Annotated in this window: 32 protein-coding genes and 1 pseudogene; 17 read left to right on the top strand and 16 right to left on the bottom strand. The window is 64.1% G+C overall.

What is annotated here, in order from left to right:
* Window positions 1-3: 3 nt before the first annotated feature.
* From NKJ00_RS23755 to NKJ00_RS23705, 11 genes are all read left to right on the top strand, one after another.
* On the top strand, window positions 4-387 hold the full coding sequence (locus NKJ00_RS23755; protein WP_352631500.1) for an ACT domain-containing protein: 384 nt from the start codon (window positions 4-6) through the stop codon (window positions 385-387).
* A gap of 159 nt (window positions 388-546) precedes the next feature.
* The gene (locus NKJ00_RS23750) at window positions 547-1,980 is read left to right on the top strand and encodes an aldehyde dehydrogenase family protein (RefSeq protein ID WP_352631498.1); all 1,434 of its coding nucleotides are present in this window, start codon (window positions 547-549) and stop codon (window positions 1,978-1,980) included.
* A gap of 300 nt (window positions 1,981-2,280) precedes the next feature.
* Window positions 2,281-2,703 (top strand): antitoxin Xre/MbcA/ParS toxin-binding domain-containing protein, encoded by a 423-nt coding sequence (locus NKJ00_RS23745; RefSeq protein WP_352610833.1) that lies wholly within the window; start codon window positions 2,281-2,283, stop codon window positions 2,701-2,703.
* Complete coding sequence (locus tag NKJ00_RS23740) at window positions 2,697-3,395, top strand: RES family NAD+ phosphorylase (RefSeq protein WP_352610832.1); 699 nt, start codon at window positions 2,697-2,699, stop codon at window positions 3,393-3,395. The genes NKJ00_RS23745 and NKJ00_RS23740 overlap by 7 nt, the downstream gene beginning before the upstream one ends.
* A gap of 71 nt (window positions 3,396-3,466) precedes the next feature.
* Window positions 3,467-3,799, top strand: a complete 333-nt coding sequence (locus tag NKJ00_RS23735) for an ArsR/SmtB family transcription factor (RefSeq protein ID WP_352610831.1) — start codon at window positions 3,467-3,469, stop codon at window positions 3,797-3,799.
* Window positions 3,800-3,847: 48 nt separating this feature from the next.
* Window positions 3,848-4,957: an ACR3 family arsenite efflux transporter gene (gene arsB, locus NKJ00_RS23730; protein WP_502895837.1), complete on the top strand. Its 1,110-nt coding sequence runs from the start codon at window positions 3,848-3,850 to the stop codon at window positions 4,955-4,957.
* On the top strand, window positions 4,954-5,376 hold the full coding sequence (gene arsC / locus NKJ00_RS23725) for an arsenate reductase (glutaredoxin) (protein WP_023809326.1): 423 nt from the start codon (window positions 4,954-4,956) through the stop codon (window positions 5,374-5,376). Before arsB ends, arsC begins: the two co-directional genes overlap by 4 nt.
* A gap of 63 nt (window positions 5,377-5,439) precedes the next feature.
* On the top strand, window positions 5,440-5,760 hold the full coding sequence (locus NKJ00_RS23720; protein ID WP_127294920.1) for an ArsR/SmtB family transcription factor: 321 nt from the start codon (window positions 5,440-5,442) through the stop codon (window positions 5,758-5,760).
* A 50-nt stretch (window positions 5,761-5,810) separates the two neighbouring features.
* On the top strand, window positions 5,811-7,232 hold the full coding sequence (locus NKJ00_RS23715; protein ID WP_502895846.1) for an NAD(P)-binding domain-containing protein: 1,422 nt from the start codon (window positions 5,811-5,813) through the stop codon (window positions 7,230-7,232).
* Window positions 7,225-8,454, top strand: coding sequence for an arsenite efflux MFS transporter ArsK (gene arsK / locus NKJ00_RS23710; protein WP_128305597.1), 1,230 nt, complete (start codon window positions 7,225-7,227; stop codon window positions 8,452-8,454). Before NKJ00_RS23715 ends, arsK begins: the two co-directional genes overlap by 8 nt.
* Window positions 8,455-8,658: 204 nt before the next feature.
* Window positions 8,659-9,171, top strand: coding sequence for a hypothetical protein (locus NKJ00_RS23705; protein WP_352551425.1), 513 nt, complete (start codon window positions 8,659-8,661; stop codon window positions 9,169-9,171).
* A gap of 9 nt (window positions 9,172-9,180) precedes the next feature.
* On the opposite strand, the gene NKJ00_RS23700 is transcribed toward NKJ00_RS23705, so the two are convergent.
* From NKJ00_RS23700 to NKJ00_RS23670, 7 genes are all read right to left on the bottom strand, one after another.
* Window positions 9,181-9,939: an amino acid ABC transporter ATP-binding protein gene (locus tag NKJ00_RS23700; RefSeq protein WP_023813258.1), complete on the bottom strand. Its 759-nt coding sequence runs from the start codon at window positions 9,937-9,939 to the stop codon at window positions 9,181-9,183.
* A 26-nt stretch (window positions 9,940-9,965) separates the two neighbouring features.
* Window positions 9,966-10,640 (bottom strand): amino acid ABC transporter permease, encoded by a 675-nt coding sequence (locus NKJ00_RS23695; RefSeq protein WP_023813259.1) that lies wholly within the window; start codon window positions 10,638-10,640, stop codon window positions 9,966-9,968.
* On the bottom strand, window positions 10,637-11,308 hold the full coding sequence (locus NKJ00_RS23690) for an amino acid ABC transporter permease (RefSeq protein ID WP_023813260.1): 672 nt from the start codon (window positions 11,306-11,308) through the stop codon (window positions 10,637-10,639). Before NKJ00_RS23690 ends, NKJ00_RS23695 begins: the two co-directional genes overlap by 4 nt.
* 105 nt (window positions 11,309-11,413) lie before the next feature.
* A complete protein-coding gene (locus NKJ00_RS23685) occupies window positions 11,414-12,202 on the bottom strand; it encodes an ABC transporter substrate-binding protein (protein ID WP_023813261.1) in 789 nt (262 codons plus the stop codon).
* Between the two features lie 109 nt (window positions 12,203-12,311).
* A complete protein-coding gene (locus tag NKJ00_RS23680; protein ID WP_352631496.1) occupies window positions 12,312-13,475 on the bottom strand; it encodes a saccharopine dehydrogenase family protein in 1,164 nt (387 codons plus the stop codon).
* The gene (locus tag NKJ00_RS23675) at window positions 13,472-13,972 is read right to left on the bottom strand and encodes an Lrp/AsnC family transcriptional regulator (protein WP_023813263.1); all 501 of its coding nucleotides are present in this window, start codon (window positions 13,970-13,972) and stop codon (window positions 13,472-13,474) included. Before NKJ00_RS23675 ends, NKJ00_RS23680 begins: the two co-directional genes overlap by 4 nt.
* A 132-nt stretch (window positions 13,973-14,104) precedes the next feature.
* A complete protein-coding gene (locus tag NKJ00_RS23670; RefSeq protein ID WP_352551420.1) occupies window positions 14,105-14,968 on the bottom strand; it encodes a LysR substrate-binding domain-containing protein in 864 nt (287 codons plus the stop codon).
* Between the two features lie 139 nt (window positions 14,969-15,107).
* Here NKJ00_RS23670 and NKJ00_RS23665 point away from each other — a divergent pair, with 139 nt between their 5' ends.
* Together NKJ00_RS23665 and NKJ00_RS23660 are read left to right on the top strand one after the other, a co-directional pair.
* Window positions 15,108-15,314, top strand: coding sequence for a hypothetical protein (locus NKJ00_RS23665; protein ID WP_352631494.1), 207 nt, complete (start codon window positions 15,108-15,110; stop codon window positions 15,312-15,314).
* 21 nt (window positions 15,315-15,335) lie between these two features.
* Window positions 15,336-16,083 (top strand): annotated as a pseudogene (locus NKJ00_RS23660) (sulfite exporter TauE/SafE family protein).
* Between the two features lie 14 nt (window positions 16,084-16,097).
* On the opposite strand, the gene NKJ00_RS23655 reads toward NKJ00_RS23660, so the two are convergent.
* The 3 genes from NKJ00_RS23655 to NKJ00_RS23645 all read right to left on the bottom strand — a co-directional run bounded on the left by NKJ00_RS23655 (window position 16,098) and on the right by NKJ00_RS23645 (window position 17,445).
* Window positions 16,098-16,616 (bottom strand): acetyltransferase, encoded by a 519-nt coding sequence (locus NKJ00_RS23655; RefSeq protein ID WP_023813268.1) that lies wholly within the window; start codon window positions 16,614-16,616, stop codon window positions 16,098-16,100.
* Window positions 16,613-16,888, bottom strand: coding sequence for a type II toxin-antitoxin system TacA family antitoxin (locus tag NKJ00_RS23650; RefSeq protein WP_023813269.1), 276 nt, complete (start codon window positions 16,886-16,888; stop codon window positions 16,613-16,615). The genes NKJ00_RS23655 and NKJ00_RS23650 overlap by 4 nt, the downstream gene beginning before the upstream one ends.
* Before the next feature lie 107 nt (window positions 16,889-16,995).
* Complete coding sequence (locus tag NKJ00_RS23645; RefSeq protein ID WP_023813270.1) at window positions 16,996-17,445, bottom strand: universal stress protein; 450 nt, start codon at window positions 17,443-17,445, stop codon at window positions 16,996-16,998.
* 208 nt (window positions 17,446-17,653) lie between these two features.
* Here NKJ00_RS23645 and NKJ00_RS23640 point away from each other — a divergent pair, with 208 nt between their 5' ends.
* Window positions 17,654-18,235 (top strand): histidine phosphatase family protein, encoded by a 582-nt coding sequence (locus NKJ00_RS23640; protein WP_352443120.1) that lies wholly within the window; start codon window positions 17,654-17,656, stop codon window positions 18,233-18,235.
* Window positions 18,236-18,266: 31 nt separating this feature from the next.
* Here the strand turns inward: NKJ00_RS23640 and NKJ00_RS23635 are convergent, their stop codons facing one another.
* A complete protein-coding gene (locus tag NKJ00_RS23635) occupies window positions 18,267-18,668 on the bottom strand; it encodes a VOC family protein (RefSeq protein ID WP_352443119.1) in 402 nt (133 codons plus the stop codon).
* 118 nt (window positions 18,669-18,786) lie between these two features.
* Window positions 18,787-19,539, bottom strand: a complete 753-nt coding sequence (locus tag NKJ00_RS23630) for a pseudouridine synthase (protein ID WP_352443118.1) — start codon at window positions 19,537-19,539, stop codon at window positions 18,787-18,789.
* A gap of 161 nt (window positions 19,540-19,700) precedes the next feature.
* Here NKJ00_RS23630 and NKJ00_RS23625 point away from each other — a divergent pair, with 161 nt between their 5' ends.
* The gene (locus tag NKJ00_RS23625; protein ID WP_352443117.1) at window positions 19,701-20,153 is read left to right on the top strand and encodes an SRPBCC family protein; all 453 of its coding nucleotides are present in this window, start codon (window positions 19,701-19,703) and stop codon (window positions 20,151-20,153) included.
* A 41-nt stretch (window positions 20,154-20,194) separates the two neighbouring features.
* Here the strand turns inward: NKJ00_RS23625 and NKJ00_RS23620 are convergent, their stop codons facing one another.
* Window positions 20,195-21,028, bottom strand: a complete 834-nt coding sequence (locus NKJ00_RS23620) for a helix-turn-helix transcriptional regulator (RefSeq protein ID WP_352443116.1) — start codon at window positions 21,026-21,028, stop codon at window positions 20,195-20,197.
* A gap of 91 nt (window positions 21,029-21,119) precedes the next feature.
* Between NKJ00_RS23620 and NKJ00_RS23615 the strand changes: the two genes are divergently transcribed.
* Window positions 21,120-22,010, top strand: coding sequence for an SDR family oxidoreductase (locus NKJ00_RS23615; protein WP_352443115.1), 891 nt, complete (start codon window positions 21,120-21,122; stop codon window positions 22,008-22,010).
* Between the two features lie 90 nt (window positions 22,011-22,100).
* On the opposite strand, the gene NKJ00_RS23610 is transcribed toward NKJ00_RS23615, so the two are convergent.
* The 3 genes from NKJ00_RS23610 to NKJ00_RS23600 are packed head-to-tail and all read right to left on the bottom strand — an operon-like array spanning window position 22,101 to window position 23,399.
* Entirely contained in the window at window positions 22,101-22,799 is a 699-nt protein-coding gene (locus tag NKJ00_RS23610; RefSeq protein ID WP_352443114.1) for a RibD family protein, read from the bottom strand.
* A 4-nt stretch (window positions 22,800-22,803) separates the two neighbouring features.
* Complete coding sequence (locus NKJ00_RS23605) at window positions 22,804-23,205, bottom strand: type II toxin-antitoxin system HicB family antitoxin (protein ID WP_128305606.1); 402 nt, start codon at window positions 23,203-23,205, stop codon at window positions 22,804-22,806.
* A 5-nt stretch (window positions 23,206-23,210) separates the two neighbouring features.
* Complete coding sequence (locus tag NKJ00_RS23600; protein WP_127326556.1) at window positions 23,211-23,399, bottom strand: type II toxin-antitoxin system HicA family toxin; 189 nt, start codon at window positions 23,397-23,399, stop codon at window positions 23,211-23,213.
* Window positions 23,400-23,762: 363 nt separating this feature from the next.
* Between NKJ00_RS23600 and NKJ00_RS23595 the strand changes: the two genes are divergently transcribed.
* Window positions 23,763-24,710, top strand: coding sequence for a substrate-binding domain-containing protein (locus NKJ00_RS23595; protein WP_128305608.1), 948 nt, complete (start codon window positions 23,763-23,765; stop codon window positions 24,708-24,710).
* The last annotated feature ends 251 nt before the right edge of the window (window positions 24,711-24,961 follow it).

Genomic DNA, 24,961 nt, shown 5'->3' with positions numbered 1-24,961 from the left:
ATAATGGCTGCCAGGGTCAGGCTTAAGCAACTCCTAGGGCTTTACGCGGTTTCCCGGCTGGAGGCGGGCGAGATCATTCCCGGTTGGGCGGACGGGCCAGGCTTCGTCAGCATCACAAGGACTGACGACGAGCTTTCGATCGTTTGCTTGCAGGACCGCGTGCCGCATGCCGTCAAGCAGGATATCGACTGGGTGGCCTTCAAACTCGCGGGCCCGTTTGCCTTCGATGAAACCGGTATCGTGCTGTCGGTTATCAGGCCGTTGTCGGAAAACGGGTTGGGCATCTTCCTGGTGTCCACTTTCGATGGTGACCATCTGTTGGTGAAAGCGACGGATCAGGCCGCCGCGAGGCGGTTTCTGGTCGAGGCCGGGCATATCTTGCTGTAGTCCATCCTCACCACTACTCGCTGGCCCAACCGCTCTGGCTCAATCACTGCCGCACTGGCTCAACGACTTCGGGGGTTGCGTTTGACAGCGGCGTTTGTGCATCGTTATCTCCAGCCAGATATGACGGCCCGGCGCGGCCATGCGGCCAAGGAGAAAACCATGTCACACAATCTGCAATTCTATATCGATGGCGCGTGGGTCGATCCTGTTGTGCCCAACACATTGGACGTCATAGATCCCTCGAATGAGGACGCCTTTGCGCAGATTTCGCTAGGCTCCAAGGCCGATGTCGACAAGGCGGTGGCTGCCGCCAAGCGCGCCTTCAACAGCTTTGGTTTTACAGAGGTTGGTGAGCGGCTCGACCTGCTGAACCGCATCATCGCGGTCTACAAGAAGCGCAGTGGCGATCTTGCCGTCGCTGTGTCCCGCGAGATGGGTGCGCCGCGCCAGATGGCGTTGGACAGCCAGGTCGGCATCGGTCTTGCGCATCTGCAGAAGATGGCCGACGTGCTGAAGAGTTTCGAATTCCGCAACGTCAAGGGCAACCATCTGGTGGTCAAGGAGCCGATCGGCGTCGTCGGGCTGATCACGCCGTGGAACTGGCCGCTCAACCAGATCACCTGCAAGGTCGGTCCGGCGCTTGCTGCTGGCTGCACCATGGTGCTGAAGCCCTCCGAGATCGCGCCGCTCGACGCCATCATCTTCGCCGAAATCCTGGACGAGGCCGGCGTGCCGAAGGGCGTCTTCAACCTCGTCAATGGCGACGGTCCCGGCGTCGGCCAGGCGCTGTCCAGCCATCCCGACATCGACATGATGTCATTCACCGGCTCGACCCGCGCCGGCATCCTGGTGGCCAAGGCCGCCGCCGATACGGTCAAGCGCGTGCACCAGGAGCTTGGCGGCAAGTCGGCCAACATCCTGTTCGGGGATGTCGACCTCGCAAGCGCCGTCAGCAAGGGCGTCGCCGGCTGCTTCAGCAACAGCGGCCAGTCCTGCAATGCGCCGACGCGCATGTTCGTGCCGCGCGACCGCCATGAAGAGGCGGCCGGCTATGCCAAGGCCGCGGCGGAAAAGTTCACCGTCGGCCCCGCTGACGCCGCCGGCACCAAGCTTGGCCCGGTCGTCAGCCAGGTTCAGTTCGACAAGATCCAGGACCTGATCCAGGCCGGCATCGATGAAGGTGCGACGCTGGTGGCGGGCGGCCCAGGCCGGCCGGCCGAGCTTAACCGCGGCTACTATGTCAGGCCGACGGTGTTCGCCGACGTCACCCACGACATGCGCATCGCGCGCGAGGAGATCTTTGGGCCGGTGCTGGCGATCATGCCCTACGACAGCGTCGACGAGGTGGTCGAGACCGCCAACGACACCGTCTATGGCCTTGCCTCCTACATCCAGGCCAAGGACATGAAGAAGGCGCGCGAAGTCGCGGCGCGCATGCGCACCGGCAATGTCTACATCAACTATCCCCAATGGGACGCCGGCCTGCCGTTCGGCGGCTACAAGCAGTCGGGCAATGGCCGCGAGTATGCCGAATACGGGCTCGAGGATTTCCTCGAGGTCAAGGGCATCGCAGGGTATGAGGCGGCAGAGTAGGCGGGGTACTGGCGGCGACTTTCAGGACTTGGGTTCCTCGCCCTCGCAAAGCGGGGGAGAGGTGGCCGCGAAGCGGTCGGAGAGGGGGCTGCGACGCTGGCAAGTTCCCTCTAAATCACCTAAGGCCGCGCCGCCCCCGCTCCGTCTCGGCTTCGCCGAGCCACCTCTCCCCCACTTCCGTGGGGGCGAGGAACCCAAGCCCTGCCTCGTCCCGCCATCCTCTTCCCATCAAGATGCGGTTGGACTTATCTTGCCAATTGGCAAATACATGCTATATGTCTGCCAATAGCGAGGCACAAAATGCAGCTTCAGTCCATCGTCACCACGCCGGCCACGGTCGGAGCCGCTATCTCGGATGAAGAAGCTGGCGCGCTGGCGCGCACCACGGTCAACCTGTTCAAGGCCTGGAATCTCACCGACCTGGAGGCCTGCATCCTGCTCGGCGGCATGTCGGCGCGGACCTGGGCGCGTTGGAAGACTGGGGCGAAGGAAGGCGGCGTCGGCAGGATCGACCGCGATCTTCGCACACGCATGGCGCACCTGATGGGCATCCACAAGGGCCTGCGCTATCTGTTCACGGAGCCGGCGCGCGGCTATGCCTGGATACGCAAGCCCAATGCCACCTTCGGCGGCCAGTCGGCCCTCGACCTGATGCTGCGCGGCGAAATTTCCGATCTATCGGCGATGCGCGAATGGCTCGATGCGGAGCGTGGTGCATGGTGAGTGGGCTTGCGGTCCGGCGCGGCGTCCATTGGCACCAGACCTTCCGCATCATCCGCTCCATCCATCCGCCCATCGACCTCTTCGAGGACATTGCCGACCCGCGCGACTGGGAGGCGCTTGCCGCCGTCGAGGCGAAGACAAACCCGCGCATAAGGTTCGAGATCGGCGATCTCGGCAAGGTGTCGGCCGCAAGGCGGGTTTCCGGCCCCGGCGCCAGCTTCGTGATGGCGCCCTTCGTGCACTGCTCGACGCTGAGGCCAGGCCGCTTCTCGGATGGCAGCTACGGCATCTACTATGCGGGCGACAGCGAGGACGTCGCGCTGGCCGAGACCATCCACCACCACCAGAAATTCATGCGTGCCACCAACGAGGGACCGGGCTGGACGGCTGACTTCCGCGTGCTGATCGGCAGCGTCGACCGCGACCTAGATGACGTCAACGCCGTGCCCGGCGTGCTCGACCCGGACGACTATTCCGCCTCGCAGGCGGAAGGGCGGGCGCTGCGGGCAGCAGGCAGCGACGGGCTGGTGTGGAACAGCGTGCGCATGCCGGGCGGCGGCTGCATCGGCATCTTCTGGCCCGATGTCATTACCATTCCAGTCCAGGGCCGCCACTACAGCTACCACTGGGACGGCGCCCGCGTGGACTTCGTGCGCCAGCACGATACGGGAAAGGTGCTGGCCGTCACCTGATGGTGGGCGGACCCTTTACAGATCGTGGGGGAGTCGGTATCACGAATCCATAAATCCAAGGATTCGGATATATGGATAAGAAGGGTACTTTGAACGCGCTGGCCGCACTTGGCCAGGAGACGCGGCTGGATGTCTTCCGGCTGCTCGTGCGTGCCGGTCCGGAAGGCATTCCGGCGGGCGAGATCGCAACGAGGCTGGACACGGTCCAGAACACCATGTCGGCGCATCTGAAGGTGCTCGCCCATGCCGGGCTGATCCGTCCCGAACGCGACGGAAGGACCGTGCGCTATGTCGCCGACATGACCGGCTTGCGCGACCTGCTGGCCTATCTGATGGAAGATTGCTGCAATGGCGCGCCGGAGCTCTGCCGTCCCGTCATCAATGCCGTGACCTGTGACTGCTGAGGGGCTTGTGACTGTCCGCCGCGCGCCGTTCGAACAAGGAAAGCCATCATGACCGATCACGCTCTGAACGCGGGCGAGGCGACGCGGCCCGGCATCGGCTTCGTAGAGAAGTATCTGACGGTGTGGGTGGCATTGTGCATCGTCGCGGGCATCGCACTTGGCCATCTGCTGCCAAGCGTGTTCGGCGCCATCGCGTCGGCCGAGATCGCCAGGGTCAACATTCCTGTCGCCGTGCTGATCTGGCTGATGATCGTGCCGATGCTCTTGCGCGTCGATTTCGCCTCGCTGGCCAGGGTCAGCACCTATTGGCGCGGCATCGGCGTGACGCTGTTCATCAACTGGGCGGTGAAGCCGTTTTCGATGGCGCTGCTGGGCTGGCTCTTTATCGGCTGGCTGTTCCGGCCGTGGCTGCCCGCCGTGCAGATCGATTCCTACATTGCCGGGCTGATCATCCTTGCTGCGGCGCCCTGCACGGCGATGGTTTTCGTCTGGTCGAACCTGACGCGCGGCGAGCCGAATTTCACACTTTCGCAAGTGGCGCTCAACGACTCGATCATGATCGTCGCTTTCGCGCCCATCGTCGGCCTGCTGCTCGGCCTGTCGACGATCACCGTGCCATGGGGCACGCTGATGCTGTCGGTCGCACTCTACATCGTCGCGCCGGTGATCGTCGCGCAGCTGGTTCGGGGCCGGCTGCTGGCAGCGAGGGGACAGGTCGGGCTCGATGCCCTGCTTGCCACGCTGCAGCCCTTGTCGCTGACTGCCTTGCTGGCGACGCTGATACTGCTGTTCGGCTTCCAGGGCGAGCAGATCATTGCGCAGCCGCTGGTGATCGTGCTGCTGGCAGTGCCGATCCTGATCCAGGTCTATTTCAACTCCGGTCTTGCCTATCTGCTCAACCGCCTCAGCGGCGAGCGGCACTGCGTGGCTGGACCATCGGCGCTGATCGGCGCGTCGAACTTCTTCGAGCTGGCGGTGGCCGCCGCGATCGCGCTGTTCGGGCTGAATTCGGGCGCGGCCCTTGCCACCGTGGTCGGGGTGCTCATCGAGGTTCCGGTCATGCTGTCGGTGGTGTGGATCGTGAACCGCAGCAAGGGCTGGTACGAGAAGGGTGGCGCCGTCCGGAATACCATGTCGACTGGGAAGGCCTCGAAATGACCATCACCATCTACCACAACCCCGATTGCGGCACGTCGCGCAACACGCTGGCCATCATCCGGCAGTCGGGCGAGGAGCCGGAGGTGATCGAATATCTGAAGACGCCGCCGTCGCGACAAAGGCTAGTCGAACTGATCGCCGCGATGGGCATCACACCGCGAGACCTGCTGCGCGAGAAGGGCACCCCCTATGCCGAACTCAGCCTTGCCGACCCGAAATGGTCCGACGAGCAGATCGTCGATTTCATGCTGGCACATCCGATCCTTATCAACCGGCCGATCGTGGACAGCCCGCTCGGCGTCGTCCTTGCACGGCCGTCGGAAAAGGTGCTGGACATCCTGCCCAACCCGGAGATCGGTGCGTTCACCAAGGAGGATGGCGAGGTGATCACAGGCGCCTCGGGCAAACGCGCCGGCTGATGTTATTTCCATATTTTTCGAAATTAAGTTGACGGCGCGAAAAGTGCCGCGTAGTTTATTTCCATGAAACTCGAAAAAGCAGCTGCCCAGCTTGAAGCACTCGGCAATCCGACGCGACTTCAGCTCTATCGCATCCTGGTGCGCGCCGGTGACGACGGGCTTGCCGTCGGCAGCGTCCAGGGCAAGCTCGACATTCCGTCATCGACGCTGTCGCATCACCTCAAACGCCTGGTCGACACCGGGCTTGTCACGCAGGAGCGGCAAGCGACGACGCTGATCTGCCGCGCCAACTATCCCGGCATGAATGCGCTGATCGGCTATCTCGCCGACGAGTGCTGCGCTGACGCCGTCTGCGCGCCCGCCGTCGGCAAAGCGCTGGCTTGATTTTTTTGCACTTATAATTCGAACATACCGGAAGGATCGAACCTATGGACATGATGGCAAACCTTCCCGTCGCGATGATCGGCGCCGGCCCGGTCGGGCTGGCAGCCGCGGCGCATCTGGTCGAGCGCGGCATCACTCCGCTCGTCCTGGAGCGCGGCGAAAGCGTGGGTGCGGCGCTGCTCGATTGGGGCCATGTGCGGGTGTTTTCGCCATGGAAATACAACATCGATACGGCGGCGCGGGCGCTGCTCGACCGCTCCGGCTGGACGGCGCCGGACAGCCAGGGCCTGCCGACCGGCGGCGAGATCGTGCGCGATTATCTGGCGCCGCTTGGCCGGCTTCCCGCGATCGCCGCCAATTTGAAGCTCGGCGCCGAGGTCACAGCGATCACCCGTCAGGGACACGACAAGGTCGCCAATGATGGCCGCAAGGACGCGCCCTTCGTCATCCGCTATCGCGATGCCGGCGGCGAACACCGCGTTCTCGCGCGCGCCGTCATCGACGCGTCCGGAACATGGTGGCGGCCAAATCCGATCGGCGTCGACGGGCTGCCGGTTTCCGGCGAAGGCGAGGCGTCGGCACGCATCGCCTATGGCATTCCCGACGTGCTCGGCAAGGCGAGAGAAGACTATGCGGGCAAGCGCATCCTGGTCATCGGCGGCGGGCACTCGGCCATCAACGTCGCGCTGGCGCTGATGGAGCTGCAGGATGCGGCGCCTGGCACCGAAATCTTCTGGGCGCTGCGCCACGCCAGCATCGAGAGATTGCTCGGCGGCGGGCTGAACGACCAGTTGCCGGAACGCGGCGCGCTTGGGCTGGCGGCCAGGCAGGCGATGGCGGATGGCAGGCTGAACATGCTGGCGCCCTTCGCCGTCAACGGCATCAAGACGCAGGGCAAGGGGCTTGGTGTCGATGCCAGCCTGGGTGGCAAGCCGTTCAACCTGGCCATCGACCGCATCGTCGTCACCACCGGCTTCAGGCCAGACCTGTCGTTCCTGAGCGAAATCCGCATCGCGCTTGATCCCGCCGTCGAGGCGCCGCCGGCACTGGCGCCGCTGATCGATCCAAACTTCCACTCATGCGGCACGGTTCCCGCGCATGGCATTGCAGAGCTCGCCCATCCCGAACCGGGCTTCACCATCGTCGGCTCGAAATCCTACGGCCGTGCCCCGACCTTCCTGATGGCGACCGGCTACGAGCAAGTCCGCTCGGTGGTCGCCGACATTGCCGGAGACCATGCCGCGGCCCGCGAGGTCCGGCTGGTGCTGCCGGAGACCGGCGTGTGCAGCGCCGTCGGTGTCGCGACGGTAGCGGCAAGCGCCGGCTGCTGTGGCGGGCCCGCGCCGGCCGCTGTCGATGCCTGCTGCGTCAGGGATGCGGACGCCAAGGCAACCGGCGCATCGGGTTGCGGCTGCGCAACCGCGCCGGCCACCGAGACGCGAGAGGATATGGCGGTCGGCGCCGATGCCTGAACGATCCGTCCTGCGCAAGGCGATCTGGGCGCTTGGGCTGACCCAGATCATTGGCTACGGCACGCTCTACTACAGCTTCTCGATCCTGGCGCCGGCAATGGCTGGGGAGTTCGGGCTCACGGAAGGCTGGGTGTTCGGCGCGCTGTCGGCCTCGCTGTTTGCCGGCAGCCTGTTCGCGCCGACTGCCGGGCGGTGGGCCGACCGCTTCGGCGCCGGCCGCATCATGACCGTCGGCTCGGTGGCGGCAGCCGTGGCGCTGGCGCTGTGCGCCGTCGCGCCCGACCGCGTGAGCTTCGTTGTGGCCTTGCTGGCGATGGAACTGGCCTCCAGCTTCGTTCTCTACAGCGCCGCCTTCGTTGCGATCGTGCAGATCGGGGTTCCCCGACCGCAGCGCAGCATCACCCATCTGACGCTTATCGCCGGGTTCGCCTCGACCCTGTTCTGGCCGCTGACTTCGGCGCTGCATGCGCATCTGACATGGCGCGAGGTCTATCTTTTGTTCGCCGCTCTCAATCTCGGCCTATGCCTGCCGATCCACGCGTGGCTGATGCGCCTGTCGCGCCGCCATGCAGCAGTCATGCCGCAAGAGCGCGGGTCCGCCCCCGATGAAGCGGGCACGCGGCTCGATGCGCGGCGCGGCCGGACCGCCTTCCTGCTCATGCTGGCGGGGTTCGCCACCGAGGGCTTCGTGCTGTCGGCGATCCTCATCCACATGGTGCCGCTGACGGCGGCGCTGGGGCTCGGAACCGCAGGCCTCTTCGTCTCGACCCTGTTCGGGCCGGCGCAGGTCGCCAGCCGGTTGATCAACATGCTGTTTGGCGGGCGGCTGCAGCAGACGCACCTCGCCGTCATCGCCGCATCGCTGATCACAGCAGGGCTGTGCGCACTGCTCCTGACGACGCCATGGCTGCCAGGCGCTTTCCTGTTCGTGTTGCTGTTCGGCCTTGGTTCCGGCCTCACCAGCATCGTCGGCGGCACCTTGCCGCTCGAACTCTTCGGCCGCGAGGGCTATGGTGCGCGGCTCGGATGGGCGAGCGCTGCCCGTCAGTTCACCTCGGCCTTCGCGCCGTTCGCGCTCGCCTTCATGATGGCGCGGACATCCGTCGCCAATTCGCTGTGGGTGCTGGTGGTCGTCGCCGCGAGCGGCGTGATCGCCTTCCTCGCCATCGTGCTGCTCAGACGGCGGGGCGGCCTGCCAGCGTTCGTGACCCATCTCGCGTGACTTGGCACCTGGCGCCGATCATGATGGTCTGCAAAAGGGTCCGGAACGCTGAGAGTGGGGATCGACCGCAATCCCTTTTGCATCTACCGCAGTGTACTGCCGACGGAAACCTGGCTCTTAAGGAGCGCCGGGAAGACCGGCTCAACATCCAATGCGTCGCGGGGTTCCCGCTACCCGCGGTCACAGTGAACCAGGTGGAATCTTATGCAGAATGATTTTGTATTCAAGACCGGGTCAGCAAAACGAACGTTGGGATGGTTGGTCTGTCTGGGTGCCGCGGGCGCATTGGCAGCCATGATCTATGGTATTTTCACGCATCCCGAAGCGCAGACCCCGGCCGAGCTTTGGTCCGGAGTGGTCATCGGTGTTTTCCTTGTCGGTCTCATGGTGGCCGGGATTGCTGTCCAATACGCACGTTGGAGCATCGAAGGCGAAAACATCATCTACCGTCGTCTCTTCAGAAACAAAACGATCCCACTCTCCGAGTTGGCAGGCTTTGGACAAGTCATTGTCGTTGTCGTCGTCATTCCTTTCGTCCATGTGGATCTTTACGATCGCGAACTGAAGCTCATCGCGCGGCTTCCGGTAAGTCTCAAGGATTGGCCTGAAGCGGAAGCACGGCTTGCAGCGCGTTTGCGCTATGTCGTCAATGACGGAAGCCCCGCATTGCCCAAACGGAGGTTCGTCGATACACCGAAAAAGAAGCATGTCTTATAAGGCGTGACATCAATGCCTGAGAATCTTGCTCAGGAAAGCGCGGCTGCGGTCGGTCTTGGGGTGTGAAAAGAACTCGTCCGGCGTGCCGCTTTCGACGATGGCGCCGGCGTCCATGAACACCACGCGCTGGGCGACCTTGCGGGCAAAGCCCATCTCGTGCGTCACCACCATCATGGTCATGCCTTCCTCGGCGACCGCCACCATGACGTCGAGCACTTCGGAAATCATCTCGGGATCGAGCGCCGAGGTCGGCTCGTCGAACAGCATGATCTTGGGCCGCATGCCGAGGCAACGCGCGATCGCCACGCGCTGCTGCTGGCCGCCGGAGAGCTGTGCGGGATAGGCATTGACCTTGTCGGCGAGGCCAACCTTGGCCAACAATTCACGGCCTGCTTTTTCAGCCTCGGCACGCGGGATCTTGCGGACATGGATGGGGGCTAGCGTGACGTTCTCGAGTGCCGTCTTATGCGGGTAGAGGTTGAACGACTGGAAGACGAAGCCGATCTCGGTGCGCAGCTGCGTCATGTTGGTGGCGGGGTCGCCCAGGCGTTGGCCGTCGACGACGAGGTCGCCGTTCTTGATCGCCTCCAGGCCGTTGACGCAGCGGATCAGAGTGCTTTTGCCCGAGCCGCTCGGGCCGCAGACGACGACCACTTCGCGCGGCTCGACGCTGAGCGTGATGTCCTTGAGCACGTTGAGCGAGCCGAACCATTTGTTGACGCCGCGAAAGTCGATCATACCGGTCTTGGCAAGGCCCGTTGTGGTCATGTTTTCTGGACCTTTGGGGTTGGAAGTCACAACTGCACCTCGCCATGTGCCGCGCCCATGCGCTGCTCCAGCCGACGGGCCAGCATGATCAGCGGATAGCATACGATGAAATAGCCGACGCCGACGAGGAAGAAGACCAAGAGGCCGTTGGGCACACGCTGCACCACCAGCCAGCCGACGCGGGTGAGGTCGGTGAGACCGATGGCGGAGACGACCGAAGAATCCTTGATCAGCAGCACATATTGCCCGACCAGCGGCGGCAGCACGATGCGCATCGCCTGCGGCAGCACCACCTGGCGCATGCGCTGCCAGCGCGACAGGCCGGACGCCAGCGCCGCCTCGACCTGGCCGGTCGGCACCGAGCGGATGCCGGCGACGACGATCTCGCAGATGAAGCAGGCGGCCAGATTGGTCAGCGCGATGATGCCGGCGGTGAAGGCGTCAAGCTCGATGCCGAACTCCGGCAGGATGAAGAAGATCAGGAAGATCTGCACGAGGAACGGCGTGCCGCGGATCAGGTCGACCCAGGCCCCGATCAAGCCCGAGATCAGCTGGTTGCCGCCGGTGCGCAGGATGCCGAGGCCGAAGCCGAGCAAGGTGCCGAGCACAAGGCTGATCAGCGACAGCATCACGGTCATGCCGAGGCCGCGCAGGGCCAGCGGATAGGAGCCGGCGAGGCTTTGCAGTTGTTGCCAGATCATGTCCGCGCCCCCGCCGTGCCGAGCCAGCGGCTGGAGACGCCAGCCAGTCCCTTCAGTCCGTAATAGAGCAGCAGATAGAAGGCGGCGATGGTGAGGAAACCTTCGGCCGGCATGAAGCGGTCGGAGGCGAGCAACTGGCCGGCGCGCGTCAGTTCGGCAACCGAGATCAGCGACAGAAGGGCGGAATCCTTGACCAGCACGATGGCTTGGCCAAGCAGAGGCGGGATCGTCACCTTGAAGGCTTGCGGCAGGACGACAAGGCGCATGCGCTGGACATAGGTCATGCCCGAGGCGACGCTGGCCTCGACCTGGCCGCGCGGGATCGACAAGATACCGGCGCGAATGATTTCAGCGATATAGGCACCGCTGTTCAACGACAGCGCGAGGATGCCGACGACGAGTTCCGGCAGGACGAAGCCGAGCCGGGGCAGGCCGAAATAGAGAAAATAGAGCTGCGCCAGCAAGGGCGTGGCGCGCACCGCATCGATATAGGCCTTGGCCGGCACACGAAACAGCCAGCCGCGCTGCAGATTCATGGCGCACAGCACGATGCCGACGATGAGCGCCCCTACAAAGGACAGCGCCGACAGCCAGACGGTCGTGATCAGGCCCTGTCCGAACAGCGGCAGGTATTCGACGATGGTGCGGAAACTGAAATTTTCGAGCATCGTTGGGTGCAATCCCCAGAGTGCAGGAAACGACGGATGAAGCGAAATTCCAGGCGGTTCGCGGCGCTTGAGACGCGCGCGAAACCGCCTGGGTTTTATCGCTGCTTAGTGGTCTTTCTTCCAGGCGTCGGAATTGACCCAGTAGTCGAGGTTCTTCTGCAGGCGACCGTCGATGGTGACCTGGTTGAGGAACAGGTTCATCCAGACCAGCAGGTCCGGCTCGTCATAGCGGGTGGCGAAGGCAAGCGGCTCCTTCGACAGAAGGTCCGGCATGATGGTGAAGCTGCCGGCCGGATAGGCGGTCGACTGGCCCTTGACCGCCGAGACGTCGTTGACGCCGCAATCGGCCTGGCCGTTGTTGACGGCGTCGAGCAGCAGCGGACCGCCGCCCTTGTAGCTCTTGATGTCGGCGTCGGGGAAGGCTTTCTTGGCTTCCTTCTCGCCGGTGGCGCCGAGCAGCACGGCGATCTTGGTGCCCTTGGCCTTGCAGTCTTCGGTGGTCTTGAACTTGCTGTCGGCCTTGGTGAAGACGGTGCTGCCGGTGTACATGTAAGGCGTGGTGAAGGCGACCTTCATGCCGCGCGCCAGCGTCGGTGTCATGTCAGCGACCAGAAGGTCGGCCTTGCCTGACAGCAGCGCCGGGATCAGACCATCCCAGTCGAAATCGAGGAAGGTGATTTTCACACCCATTTCCTTGGCCATCAGTTCGGCCAGTTCAACCGAACTGCCGGTGCGTTCGCCATTGGCGCCAACCAGCGAGAAAGGGGGTCCCTGGGTCTGCACGGCGACACGCAGTTCGCCGCGCTTGGTGATGTCGTCCAGTGTTCCGGCTGAGGCAGCAGTGGTAAGGCCGGCGAGCGCAAGTCCGGCGATGAAAAGCTTGGCAATCTTCATTTGGTAGTCCTCCTTGTTTTATTGTTCCATGTCTTCGTTGTTTTTCACCCTTTGGGGTGCTTTTTGAGCGGCAGCGCCGTTGCCGGCGGCAGCCACCGTTCGAAAATCCTCAGTCCCAGGCCACCGTCTCGGTGACCTTGATGCCGCGTCTGGCAAGCTCGTCGAAGAAGGGTTCGTCGGGCACGTCCAGCAGCGGGTTGAGCAGGCCGGGTTTGGTGATCTCGCCACGCGCCAGCATCTGCGCCACGATGCTGGCGGGATAGCCGACGCCGAGGCTCATGCCGAACAGGCCCGAAGCCAGGTCCCGCTCGATGATCAGGTCCGACGTCACCGTCTTGGCGCGGCCGCCTTCGAGGCCGGAAAAGACATTGCGCATCACGCACAGGTCCTTCTCGCCGGGACCATATTGCAGTTGCGGGCCGAGCAGCCGGCCGAGGAATTCGCGCGGGCTGTTGGAGGTGCCGGGCACCTTGTCCTCAGAGAGGAAACCGAGCTCCTTTAGCGGCGTCCAGAAGGCCGACCATCCCGGCCAGCGCAGCGTGTAGCGGCCGGAACGGCGCAGACCCTTGGCTGCCTCCAGCATCTCGACATAATGCAGCGCATCGCCATTTGGGAACGCTTCCAGCCTGCCCAGGCCCGCGACCTCGATCTCATGGATGAAAGGGTTTTCGTGCTGCTGGCCGGCCGGCACCGCGACGCGCTTTCCGCCCTCGATCATGACGCTGTCGCGGTTCTGGCTGACCAGGACCATGTCGAAATTCCAGCTCACCTTGTAGCACAGCGGCTTGGCCATCGCCTTCGGCTCGGGGATGCCGCCGCAATAGGAATCGATCGCGGTGATCGAAGAGAACTGCCTGGCGGCGCGAGCGTAGAGTACGAGGTCGATGCCGGGGTCGAGCCCGCATTCGGTCATGATCGAGACGCCGGCTTGTTCGGCGGCCGGCGCCAGATCGGCGATCGACTTGGCGTAGTTGGTGGTGACCAGCGGCGTGCGCGTGGCGATCGCGGCCTGCACCGCCTCGCGCATCAATGGCTGCGGCAACAGGTCGATGACGGCGTCGACATCATCAAGCACATTGGCCAGCGCCGGGCCGATCGCGCCTTCAGGCACGACGAAGCGCACACGGGCAAGATCGGTCAGGTCGGCAAGCCGGGCCGGGCCATCCGCTGCCGTGTCGACGCAGACGATTTCCTCGACGCCGTCGCTGGCAACAAGGTCGGCGATTGCCGCCCGGCCTTGCAGGCCGAGGCCGCCGAGTACCGCGATCTTCATGCCGGCTCCTTGCGGTCGTCCGACCAGCAGCCTTCCGGCAGGCTGACCCATTTGTTGCAGGACGCCATGACCACGAAGGTCTCGCTGCGCACGACTTCGCCGGGCTCGCCGGCGCCGGGGATCAACTCGCTGGTGACGCGGTAGAGGTCGGCGACGTCGCCGGCCACCGTCACGTCGACGATGATGTCGAAGCGCCCGGTGACCACCGAGGCCGAGTTGACGAAGGGCAGTTCGGCAATGCGCTGCGCCAGTTCGCGAGCCCGGCCGCGCCCTTGGGCATTGATGCCGACAATGGCCGAGATCAGCTCGGGGCGCTCGGTCAGATTCAGCAGGCCGACGATCTTGAGCAGGTTGCGGTCGAGCAGGTTGCGCAACCGCGTGCGCACCGTCGGCACCGAAATCGCCAATATCTCCGCGATGCGGTTGATGCCCGGCTGTGCATCCTGCGACAGCTGTTTGACCAGCCGCCGATCGGTCAGATCGAGATGTTCTCGCAAAGTCCCCGTCTTTCACAAAAGGAAAAAACTTTGGCGATTTTTTTGCCAATGTGCAAACAAGCTACGTCACGGATATTGGAAAAGCAAGGCAATGATTCAGCGCTACTGGGGATAGGTGGTCGCTGTCAGGGCTCAGACCAGCGCTGCCGCCAACAGTTTTGCCTGTGGCGTCAGCTCTTCGAAGCGGCGGGCGCAGAGGTTGAGCTGGCGCGTCGCCCAGTCGTCGGTCAGCCGCAGTGTGCGCACGGAACGACCCGCCGCACTTTCCGGCACGATGGCGATGCCGGCGCCTTGCGCGACCAGCCGGCAGACATTGTCGAGGCCGGGCACGCGGATGCGGACATGCAGATGGCCGCCAAGGCGGGCCGCCTGGCGCGTGATGTGCTCCTGCAGCGCATGGCCGGTGCTGAGGCCGACGAAAGATTCGCCGAGAACCTCAGTGAGGTTGACGGTGCGGCCTTCAAGGCCGGGCCGGTTCCGCGCGGCGATCACCACCAGCCGGTCGGTGAAGAACGGTTTCTGTTCGAGATGCGACAGGCCGGCCCAGGTTGCGGCGATGCCGAGATCGGCCGCACCATTGGCCACGGCTTGCGCGATCTCATGGCTGGGGCGCTCGTCGAGATCGATGTCGATCTGGGGATGTGCGACAAGGAAAGCCGGCAGGATGTCGCGCAGCAACTCGGCTGTAGCGGCGGTGTTGGCCAGCAGCCGGACGCGGGCGCGCAAGCCCGTGGCATAGGCGGCCAGATCGCCGGTCATGGCCTCGATCTGGTTCTGCACGGCGCGCGCATGATGCAGCAGCGCCTGTCCCGCCGGCGTTGGCACCACACCACGGCGGCGGCGCTCCAGCAGCGGCGCGCCGAGCCGCTCCTCCATGCCCTTGATGCGGGCGCTGGCCGAGGCCAGCGCCAGTCCGGCAAGCTCGGCGCCATGGGTGATGCTGCCGCGTTCGGCCACCAGCAGGAACAGGCGGAGATCGACCAGATCGAAGCGCATTCTTTTGCTCCTGCGAATACTCAGCGCCCGGGAAGGCGGTCGGCCCTGCCAGCCTTCGTCTTGGCCGAAGGCTGGAAGCGCAACTTCCACATTGTGATCAGCCGGGATCTTCGTCAAACAGTTTCGAAGGAGAATTGTGATGAACGAACGAACATCAGGCCGGCTCGGCATTCTTGAAAGCACGGCGATCGTGTTGGCCATTGCCGTGGCTGGCCTTGCCATGGCGCCAGCGGGATCAGGCCCGCGGGGATGCGCGGCGACCGTCGTATCCACCAGCCGCGAGGCGGCGCCGGCAAAGGCCGCCAGCCCGGATGCCGACGCAACCGATATGCTGCTGCATGACTGATCCGGCCCTGAAGATACGATCATGCTGAGCGCCGGCGTCCTCGCCTGGATCGGCGCCGTCTTCCTCGCCGCCGGCTTCGTCAAGGGCGTCGTCGGCATGGGGCTGCCTACCGTTGCGATGGGCCTGCTGGCGGTGACGATGCCGCCAGCGCAGGCCGCGGCGCTGCTGCTGATCCCGTCGCTGGTCACCAATCTCTGGCAATTGCTGACCGGCCCGTCCTTCGGCGGCCTGTGCAAGCGGCTGTGGACGATGATGGCCGGCGTGATGCTCGGCACGGTTGCCGGCGCCGGTCTGCTGACCGGCACGCATACGGGCGCGGCTTCTGCCGGGCTGGGCGCGGCACTGGTGCTTTATGCGATCCTCGGCCTCGCCAAGGCCGGCTTCACCACGACGGCGCCATGAGGCCTTGATGTCACCGCTGGTCGGGGTGGCGACCGGACTGGTCACCGGCGCCACCGGCGTCTTCGTCATCCCGGCAGTGCCCTATCTGCAATCGCTGCGGCTGGAGAAAGAAGACCTGATCCAGGCGCTCGGCCTATCCTTCACCGTGTCGACGGCGGCGCTCGCCATCGGGCTGTTCAGGACCGGTGCCCTGGCGTCGCCGAGCGCGCAACTGGCGGGATCGGTCGCAGCCCTTGCGCCGGCGCTGGCCGGCATGTTCGCCGGCCAGGCATTGCGCCGGAGGATGAGCATCGAGACCTTCCGGAAAGTGTTCTTCGTCGGATTGCTGGCGCTGGGTGTCTATCTTGTGGAGGACGGTATTCTGTAGCTTGCGGCAGGCGTTCAGAATGCAGCTATCGCCTTGGCGATCGCGGCGAAAGGCAGGACCAGGGACAGCGGCGCGTCATCCAGACGGATCGCACCGTAACCTTCATACCAGTGGGCAGCCTGGTCACCTTTGGCATCGATTAGCAAGGCAACGCCGCCGAGCTCCTCCGCGACTGCCATACAGCGCTTCCCGGCGGCGAGCAGCAAACCGCCGCCAAGGCCGCGGCCTTGTATCGTACGGTCTACGGCGAGCCGACCCAGACGGTAGACCGGCACGTCATAGCGGCCAAGGCCGCGTTTGGCGACTGCCGGGGTCCTGGCAAAGTCGATCGAAGCCGGGCTGAGAGAGTAGAAGCCGAGGATGCGCAAAGGATCTTGCGCCGTCACGGCGACGAAAGTTTTTGCGCCACCGCTTTGATGACTTTGACGCGCAAAGCGCTGCAAATAGATGTTGAGGTCCGCGTCGCCACAGTCGAAGGCGGCACGGTTATGTTGTCTCCCGATCGGCACTTCTTGCCATGTGACGGAGTTCACGCGAGAGTCTGGCCGGCTTTGGCGGCGCGGATAAGGCGGTTGGTCGGGGAGGGCGGGTTTTCAAGCAGGTCGAGGACGCGCAGACTGTCCCGTTCTGACAGCGCAAGATGTTCGGCGCGTTCGATCGCAGCCTGGGCGTCACGCAGTGCGGAGCGCGTAACGAACTCGGTCAGGCCGACATTCGACAAGGCGGCCGCACGTGCGATCACGGCTTTCGCTTCGGGCGGAATCCGGAAATCGATTCGACCGTTATCACCGACGTTGCGAGGCATGGCTATCTCCTTTGTCTGCTATTATATGGTACGGATTGAATCCGTACAATATAAATCCTGTCGCTTTAGCCTCACGGGCATGTGAGGAGCGCGCTGGGCCAAATCTGTTACCGCACCACCAGCACCGCAATCTCCGTGTAGGACAGCACTTCCGCCGTCTGGCTGCCGAGAAGCAGCTTGCCCAGTCCGCGACGGCCGTGCGAGGCCATGACGATCAGGTCGCAGCGCAGGGCCTGCGAAAGTTCCAGGATGGCTTCGGCGGGCCGCTTGTCCTCGACATGGACCACCTCCGCGGCCACGCCAACGGCGTCCGCCGACGCCTTGCATTTGGCGAGCACTTCCTTGGCATAGCGGCCTGCCTCTTCCTTGTAGGCGACGAGCTCATCGCCGGCGGCATAGCCGGCCATGGCGCCGCCCCAGGCGAAGATCGGGAATGGTTCCGAGACGGTAACGAAGGTGACGGAGGCGCCGAGGTCCTTGGCCAATGTCAGGCCGTGGGCAACGCCCTTGTCGGCCAGTTCCGATCCGTCCGTGGCGATGAGCAGATGTTTGTACATGATGATCTCGACTTGTTGTGCAAGGGCCCGTGCCCTTGTGGTGGCGGGAGCCTTGTAGAGGCTGGCCTTGATATAGTTGCGGCACCAGGATGATCACAGGGCCGGCCCGCCGCGGATCAAGGCCAGGCGACCACGCAGTTTTGTACCAAGCGGATTCCCCTTTGCCGCATCGTCGCTTAAGGTGCCGGACCACATCGAAAGGCATCTCATGAGCAGCGTGTATCCCCAAATCCATCTGGTCCGGCATGGCGAGACGGCATGGAGCCTTTCGGGGCAGCATACCGGCCGCACCGACATGCCGTTGACCCCGGTTGGCGAGGCCGCCGCGCGGGGCGTCGCGGATAGGCTCAAGGGCCTGTCCTTTTCGGCCGTATGGTCGAGCCCGTCGCAGCGCGCCTACAACACCAGCGTATTGGCCGGCTTCGGCGCGCAGAGCGTCAAGAAAGACGATCTGCAGGAGTGGGACTATGGCGCCTATGAGGGGCTGACGACAAAACAGATCCTGGCCGAGCGCCCCGGCTGGAATGTGTTTCGCGATGGTTGTCCAAAGGGCGAGATGGCGGCCGATGTGGGCGCGCGGGCCGACAGGATCATTGACGGGTTACGCAAGGCCAATGCCGACATGTTGGTGTTTTCCAGCGCGCATTTTTTGCGCGTGCTGGCGGCGCGCTGGATCGGGCTGCCGCCCGAAGGCGGCGCGCTGCTCGTGCTCGAAACAGCCAGCATCAGCGTGCTCGGCTACGAGCATGATTTGAGCGAGCCGGTCATCCGGAAATGGAACCAGAAATAGGGCGGCTTTGGCCAGCGGCGCCGCTTCCGCCCTATCTGTCGAATTTCTTGATCGCTTCGGCGGTCACCGGCGTAAAGAAATTCAACAGATTGCCATCGGGGTCGCGAAACAGCAGCGAGCGATTGCCCCAGGGCATTGTGGTTGGCTTCTGCACAGTAACATTCCTGACGAGGTCCGAGAGCCTGGCGAATTCAGCATCGACGTCGCCGACGCGGAACTCAAGGATGACGGTGCGGTTGTCGGCGGGGCGGGCGATGTCGCCGCCGAACAGCTTCAAGGTGCGCGTGCTGCCAATCGCCAGCGTGCAGGCCGGTGTCGCCAGTTCCGCGAAGTCTTCCGTGTAGACCGTCACGGGCATGCCCGTGATCTCGCCGTAGAAGCGCACGAGGCGCTGAACGTCCGAAGTGATGATGCGGATAGAGACGAAATTCATTGCTTTGGCTCCTGATCGTTGAAGCCGTGGCGGGCTCCCATCCGACCTATAGGGCAGGCCTCCTGACAGCTTTCCGTCAGGAAGGATTGCTGTGCGCCTGCACCAGCGCAGGCGGGGCTCACCCCGCCAGCAGCTCCAGTTCCTCCGGCGTCAAATGCCGTGCCGTACCCTTGGCGAGGTCGCCGAGCGGCAGGCGGCCGATAGCGATGCGGATGAGGCGCAGAACCTCGACGCCGTGCGCGGCGAGCAGGCGACGGATGTGGCGGTTACGGCCTTCGTCGAGTACGATCTCCAGCCAGGCGGTGCGGCCGCCGCTGCGCAAAAATTCGATCGAACTGGCGCTCAGGGTCTCGCCATCAACGGTCACGCCGGCGCGGAATTTGTCCAGCATCGCTGCGTCCGGCACCATGCCGATCTGCACGTGATAGGTCTTGGGCAAATGCGAGGCCGGATCCATCAGCCGGTTGGCAAACCGGGTGTCGTTGGTCATCAACAGCAGGCCTTCGCTCGCCTTGTCGAGGCGACCGACCGGGGAGACGAAGGGCAGGTCGAGCCCTTCCAGGCAGGCATAGACGGTGTCGCGTTGTTGCGGGTCGTCGCGGGTGGTGACCAGCCCGCGCGGCTTGTTGAGGACGAGATAGACCTTGCGCTCGGCAACCACCGGCCTGTCGTCGACAACGATGCGGTCGCGGTCGAGGTCGACGCGCAGGGCTGCATCGCGCACGACCTTGCCGCCGACACGCACGCGGCCTTCGGCGATCAGCACCTCGGCCTGCGTGCGAGAGCACAGGCCGAGCTTCGACAGCGCCCGGTTCAGGCTGACGCCGGGCGCCGCCTGCCTGCCGCTTTGTCGTGTCTGCCGTGGTGTCATGCTGCCGTCTGTGCTGGTGGAGCCGACAAATGCCACGGGCTGCAATGGCTTCGCAAGACGCGCTGCTGCAATCGTGCGCAAAGCAAGGGGGCAGTGGCGGCATCCGCGGTTCTTGGACCGGCGATATTGTCGCCGCCGCATCCGCGATAAACTTGCTTCGCATGAGTGAGTCTCCCGACATCTCGCCGATCACCAAGACAGTCGTCATCGGTGCCGAGCCGGCCAAGGTTGGGCGGATACTGACGACGCCAGAAATGATCCCGCAATGGATGTCCGACGAGGAGTTGACCGTCAGCCTGCAAGGGCATGCCGGCGGCGCGATCGTGATGCGCGGACTGCTGCACGGAATGCCGTTCGAGAACCATGGCACCATCCGCGCTTTTGAGCCGGAAAAGAGCTTCGCGTACGGCTACTGGAGCACGCTGTCGGCCTCGCGGCTGGCGGACGTGCCCGAAAACCACACCGTGGTCAGCTTCGATCTGGCGCCGATGGATGGGGGGACGAAGCTGACGCTGACGCTCAGCGACTTCGCCGAACCGGCGATCCGTCCGCACGCCAATCTCTACTGGGGTCCGACCTTGCAAATCCTGAAGGCGGTCTGCGAGCGCGCTTGAAGGAGGGCGGGCGTCATCCCCGCGGACGGGTCGTCCGGCCCTTACTCTTTGGGGTGTCGGGCGAGAGCCAGCGCGCGGATGCGGTCGGCGACGGCGCTGTCGACCGGGTTGTAGACGGTCAGGCTCAAATCCGGCCGGCCGTCGACCGCGAAGCCCGAATATTCCAGCTCGATATCGCCGAGTTCCGGGTGTTTCAGGCGCTTTGTCCCGTCGCCGTGGCTGAGCACGTCGTTTTCCCGCCACAGCGCGTCGAATTCCGGGCTGGCGCTGCAGAGCTCGTCGACGAGTTCGCGCACCTCGGAGACAGCGCCGGCGCGTGCCGCATCGGCACGGAACGAAGCGACCACGAAACGGGCGAGGTTTTTCCAATCGTGCTGCTTGGCGCGGATGACGGGGCGCAGGAACATGAAACGCAGGATGTTGCGCTCGCCTTCGGGCAGGGCGCTGTAGTCGGTCAGCACGACCCGCGCGGCGCGGTTCCAGGCAACGACGTCCCAGGTGGCGGTCCTGACTATGGCGGGGCTGGCATCGAGTGTGTCGATGAGGCGCTGCAGCCGGGGGCTGACGCCCTCGTCGCCTCTGTAGCGGACCACGGGCGGGCGCCCCAGCCCGAGCATGAAAAGATGTTCGCGTTCCGCCTCGGTCAGCAGCAGCCCCTTGGCGATGCGATTGAGGACATCGGCCGAGGGTGCGCCGCCGCGGCCCTGCTCCAGCCATGTGTACCAGGTCGGGCTTATGTTGGCGCGCTGGGCGACCTCTTCCCGGCGCAGTCCCGGCGTGCGTCGGCGGCCCGAAAAGCCGAAGGAAGCCGGATCGAGCCGCGTGCGCCGGTCTTTGAGGAACGCTGCCAGCGAGCCGGCGGAATTGGAGGGCATCCTGTTAGTCATTATACCATGATAAGATCACTACTTTAATAGAATAATAGACCAGCAATATTACGCAGGCAACTAGTGCAGGAGATTTTGCATGCGTATCTTTCTCACCGGCGCGACCGGTTTCATCGGTTCGGCGCTGGTTCCCGAACTCATCCAGGCGGGCCACCAGGTGGTCGGCGTGACCCGCTCCGACGCCGGCGCCGAGGCGCTGGCCGCCGCGGGCGCCGAAGTGCTCCGGGGGACGCTCGAGGATCCCGAGGGGCTGCGCGACGGCGCGGCCAAGGCGGAGGCTGTGATCCACACAGCGTTCGACCACGATTTTTCGCGGTTTGCCGAAAATTGCGAAAAGGACAAGCGCGTCATCGCCGCACTCGGCGCCGCCCTGGCCGGCTCCGACCGGCCGCTGGTGATCACCTCCGGCGTCGGCATGGGCAGCCCCGGGCATGGCGAACTGGCGATCGAGGACGTCTTCAATCCCGGCCATCCCAATCCGCGCATCGCCTCGGAGCTGGCCGGCAATGCCTTGCTGGACGCCGGCATCAATGTGTCGGTGGTGCGGCTGCCGCAGGTCCACAATCCGGTCAAGCAAGGGCTTATCTCGCCGCTCATCGAAATCGCGCGTGAAAAAGGCGTCTCGGCCTATGTCGGCGAAGGCCGCAACCGCTTCTCCGCGGGCCATCTCCTCGACGTCGCGCGGCTTTACCGGCTGGCCGTGGAAAAGCGGCAACCGGGCGCGCGCTATCACGCGGTCGGCGAGGAAGGCGTCGAGGTGCGGGCCATCGCCGAGGCGCTTGGCCGGGGCCTGAAATTGCCGGTCGTTTCCATCGCGCCGGAAAGAGCGGCGGAGCATTTCGGCTGGATGGCGATGTTCGCGCCGATGGATCTGCCGGCCTCCAGCGCGCTGACCCAGCTACGGCTTGGCTGGCATCCGACCGGCCCGACGCTGATCGCCGATCTCGACGCCATGCGATACGCTGCTTGATCGACTGAAGCATCGGCGCTGAAGCTGACGATACAGGGGCCGGTAATCTTCAGTCAGATTGCCGGCCCTTCTGTACGAGGCGGTCAGCCCTCATCCAGGAGTAACTGCGTAACGCAGATGGACAAGTCCATGCGCCAGCGCTTCGCAGCTCTTCAGGGACAACTGCATCTTGCCCGGCAGGCCACTCTCGCCGAACTCGACGAACGCCTGGTTCGCGGCCCGTCCATCGATCGCGGGTGCGACGAGAAGGCTCAGTTCATCGACGAGCCCGGCCGCAAGGAACGAGCCGTTGATGCCGGCACCGCCCTCGAGCAGCAGCCGGCGGATGCCGAGTTCGCGTCCGAGCACCTCGACCATCGCGGCGAGATCCATATCCGCCGTTTCCGCGACGATATAGGACACGCCGTCGGATGCGAGCTCGGCCAGATGGCTGTCGGCAACGTCACGCCCAAGCAGCACCACGACATGGTCGCCGCCGATGTCGGGTTTGGAAAAATGAAGCTTGCCCGAGGCATCGAGCGCCACGGCATAACTGCCCGCATCCCTTTGCGCGAAATGATAGGGCCGGTCGACCTTGCCGGTATTGGCCGGCGGATGCGCGCCGGCCTTGCTCATCTCGGCCATGGTGACGCGGCCGACGATCCAGGCGTCAGCCGCGAGATCATTGTGGATATGCTCGTAGAGGCTCGACCACTCCGCCCGGGTCCCGTCCGGACTTGTCGTGTAGCGGCTTGGATGAAGGCTGCCGTCGAGTGATGCGAGCATATGGCAGATGATTTGCGGCTTCATCGGGTCACGCCGCTTCAAGCGCCATCACTTTTTCAGCGGCCTTTGCGAGAAACCCGGATCGGGTATAGCCATGAGCTTCGGCAAAGGCATCGATCCTTTGGAGAATGTCGTCCGGAAGCGTCACGTTGATACGCACTGTTTTCCTGGTCTGGGTCTGGGCCGAGACCAGGATTGCAACACCGTCGCGATTATCGGCGTCCGCCATCACAGCCTCCAAACTGGAGGGTTCAGGAACAGCCCCGCCATCCTCGACCAACCCTTCGATGTGGAGGGCGAGGGCCTCTTCAGCCATGGACCGGGCGTCATCCAGATCCTTGCCGGCGGTAATCACGCCTGGGAAATCAGGGAAAGACACACCGAAGTCGCTGTCGGCATCCTTATGGATAAGTCCGATATACTGCTTCATGGCCGTCACCTCAGTTTCAGTCCAGATTGTTTTTCGATGCTGCGCAGGGTGCCTATTGGAATATCGCGCTTGGGATGAGGGACGGTGACCCGCCCTAGCCTGTCGCGGTGTTTGAATTGCGCATGACTGCCCCTTCGGGCAACTTCAACCCACCCATCAGCTTCCAACAGGCGGATAATGTCGGCGCTTTTCATGTGTATTTATACACATTTAATGATGGCCTTTCAACAAGGAATATGAAGTCAGTCAACGCCAAATAGGCCGCAGGAGGCGAAGCGCCGTGTCTACTGTGCTGGGAAGCATGCCGCACGATCCAAAAATCCGACAATTCCGATAATTTGCCGGACGGCGCTGTTATATCGAGGTTGCACAAATGGTTGGCGCTGGGTTAGCATCCCTGTGCAGGCGTCGGTGGGAGGCTCTTTTTACAGCGGCGGCCAGCTGGAGCGGCATGCGTTTTCGGGCGCAGGGAGGATGCTCCACACTTTGAACCGACGCATGATCCTTCCTGAAACCGATCCGGTTTTCGGGCGTGCGTCCTTGTGGAGGAGGATCCCATGAACAGACGTGAATTCCTGCTGTCGTCCGCGGCTTTCGGCGCCATGATGGTTGCCGCGCCCTCGGTGTTTGCGCAGGACAAGCTCACCATCCTTGGCTCGGTGCCCAGTCTCGGCTTTCCGTTCTTCGTGCACATGCTGAACGAGATCAAGGCGGAAGCCGCCACGCAAGGCGTCAATCTGACCGAAAGCGACGGCCAGAACTCGGCCACCAAGCAGACCGCCGACATCGAGGCCGCCCTGGTGCAGAAGGTCAACGCCATCGTCATCTCGCCGCTCGACGTCAACGCACTGGCGCCGGCCATCGAGGAAGCGGTCAAGGCCGGTGTTCCCGTAGTGACGATCGACCGCCGCGTCGACGGCGTCGAGGGCATCCTCGCGCATGTCGGCGCCGACAATGTGAAGGGCGGCGAGGCGGAAGCCAACGCCGTGGTGGCGGCGTTCCCGAACGGCGCCAAGCTGTTCCATCTGCAGGGCCAACCCGGTGCCGGCCCGGCGATCGACCGCAACAAGGGCGTGCACAATGTGCTCGATCCCTTGAAGGACAAGTATCAGATCGTCTTCGAGCAGACCGCCAACTTCGCCCGCGCCGAGGCGCTGTCGGTGACTGAGGCCGGCCTTGCCGCCAACGGCAAGCCCGACGCCATCGTCTGCGCCAATGACGACATGGCGCTCGGCGCCATGGAGGCCTGCGCCGCTCGCAACTTCACCGACGTCAAGATCTACGGCTTCGATGCACTGCCGGAAGCGCTGGTCGCGGTGCGCGACGGCAAGCTTGCGGGCACCGTCGAGCAGTTTCCCGGCGAGCAGTCGCGCACCGCGGTGCGCATCGCGGTGGCCTTTGCCAAGGACAAGACCGAGCCGCAGGAGAAGCTGGTGCTTTTGACGCCGATCGTCATCGGCAAGGACAATCTCGACAAGGCGGAGAGGATTGGCGAGACGAAGTAGGGCGATTTGGCGGGGATCGGCCGATTGGCAAAGCCGGTGGGACAGCACCCCCCTCTGTCCTGCCGGACATCTCCCCCGCAAGCGGGGAGATTGGCTGTCCGTCCTGCTTTCGCCAATCTCCACACCGCAGGAAAAGCGCTACCAGCAAAGCTGCCGATCTCCCCCCTGTTTGGACCGGAGACATCGCGAACAGGTGTGCGAGGACATCGCGAACAGTTTTGTCACTTATCGTCTGCAGAGGTTGAGGTCGA

It is taken from the genome of Mesorhizobium sp. M0227 (assembly GCF_040321855.1).
GTDB lineage: Bacteria > Pseudomonadota > Alphaproteobacteria > Rhizobiales > Rhizobiaceae > Mesorhizobium.
The sequence above is the reverse complement of the archived record's forward strand: the minus strand, read 5'-3'. Positions and strand labels throughout refer to the sequence as shown.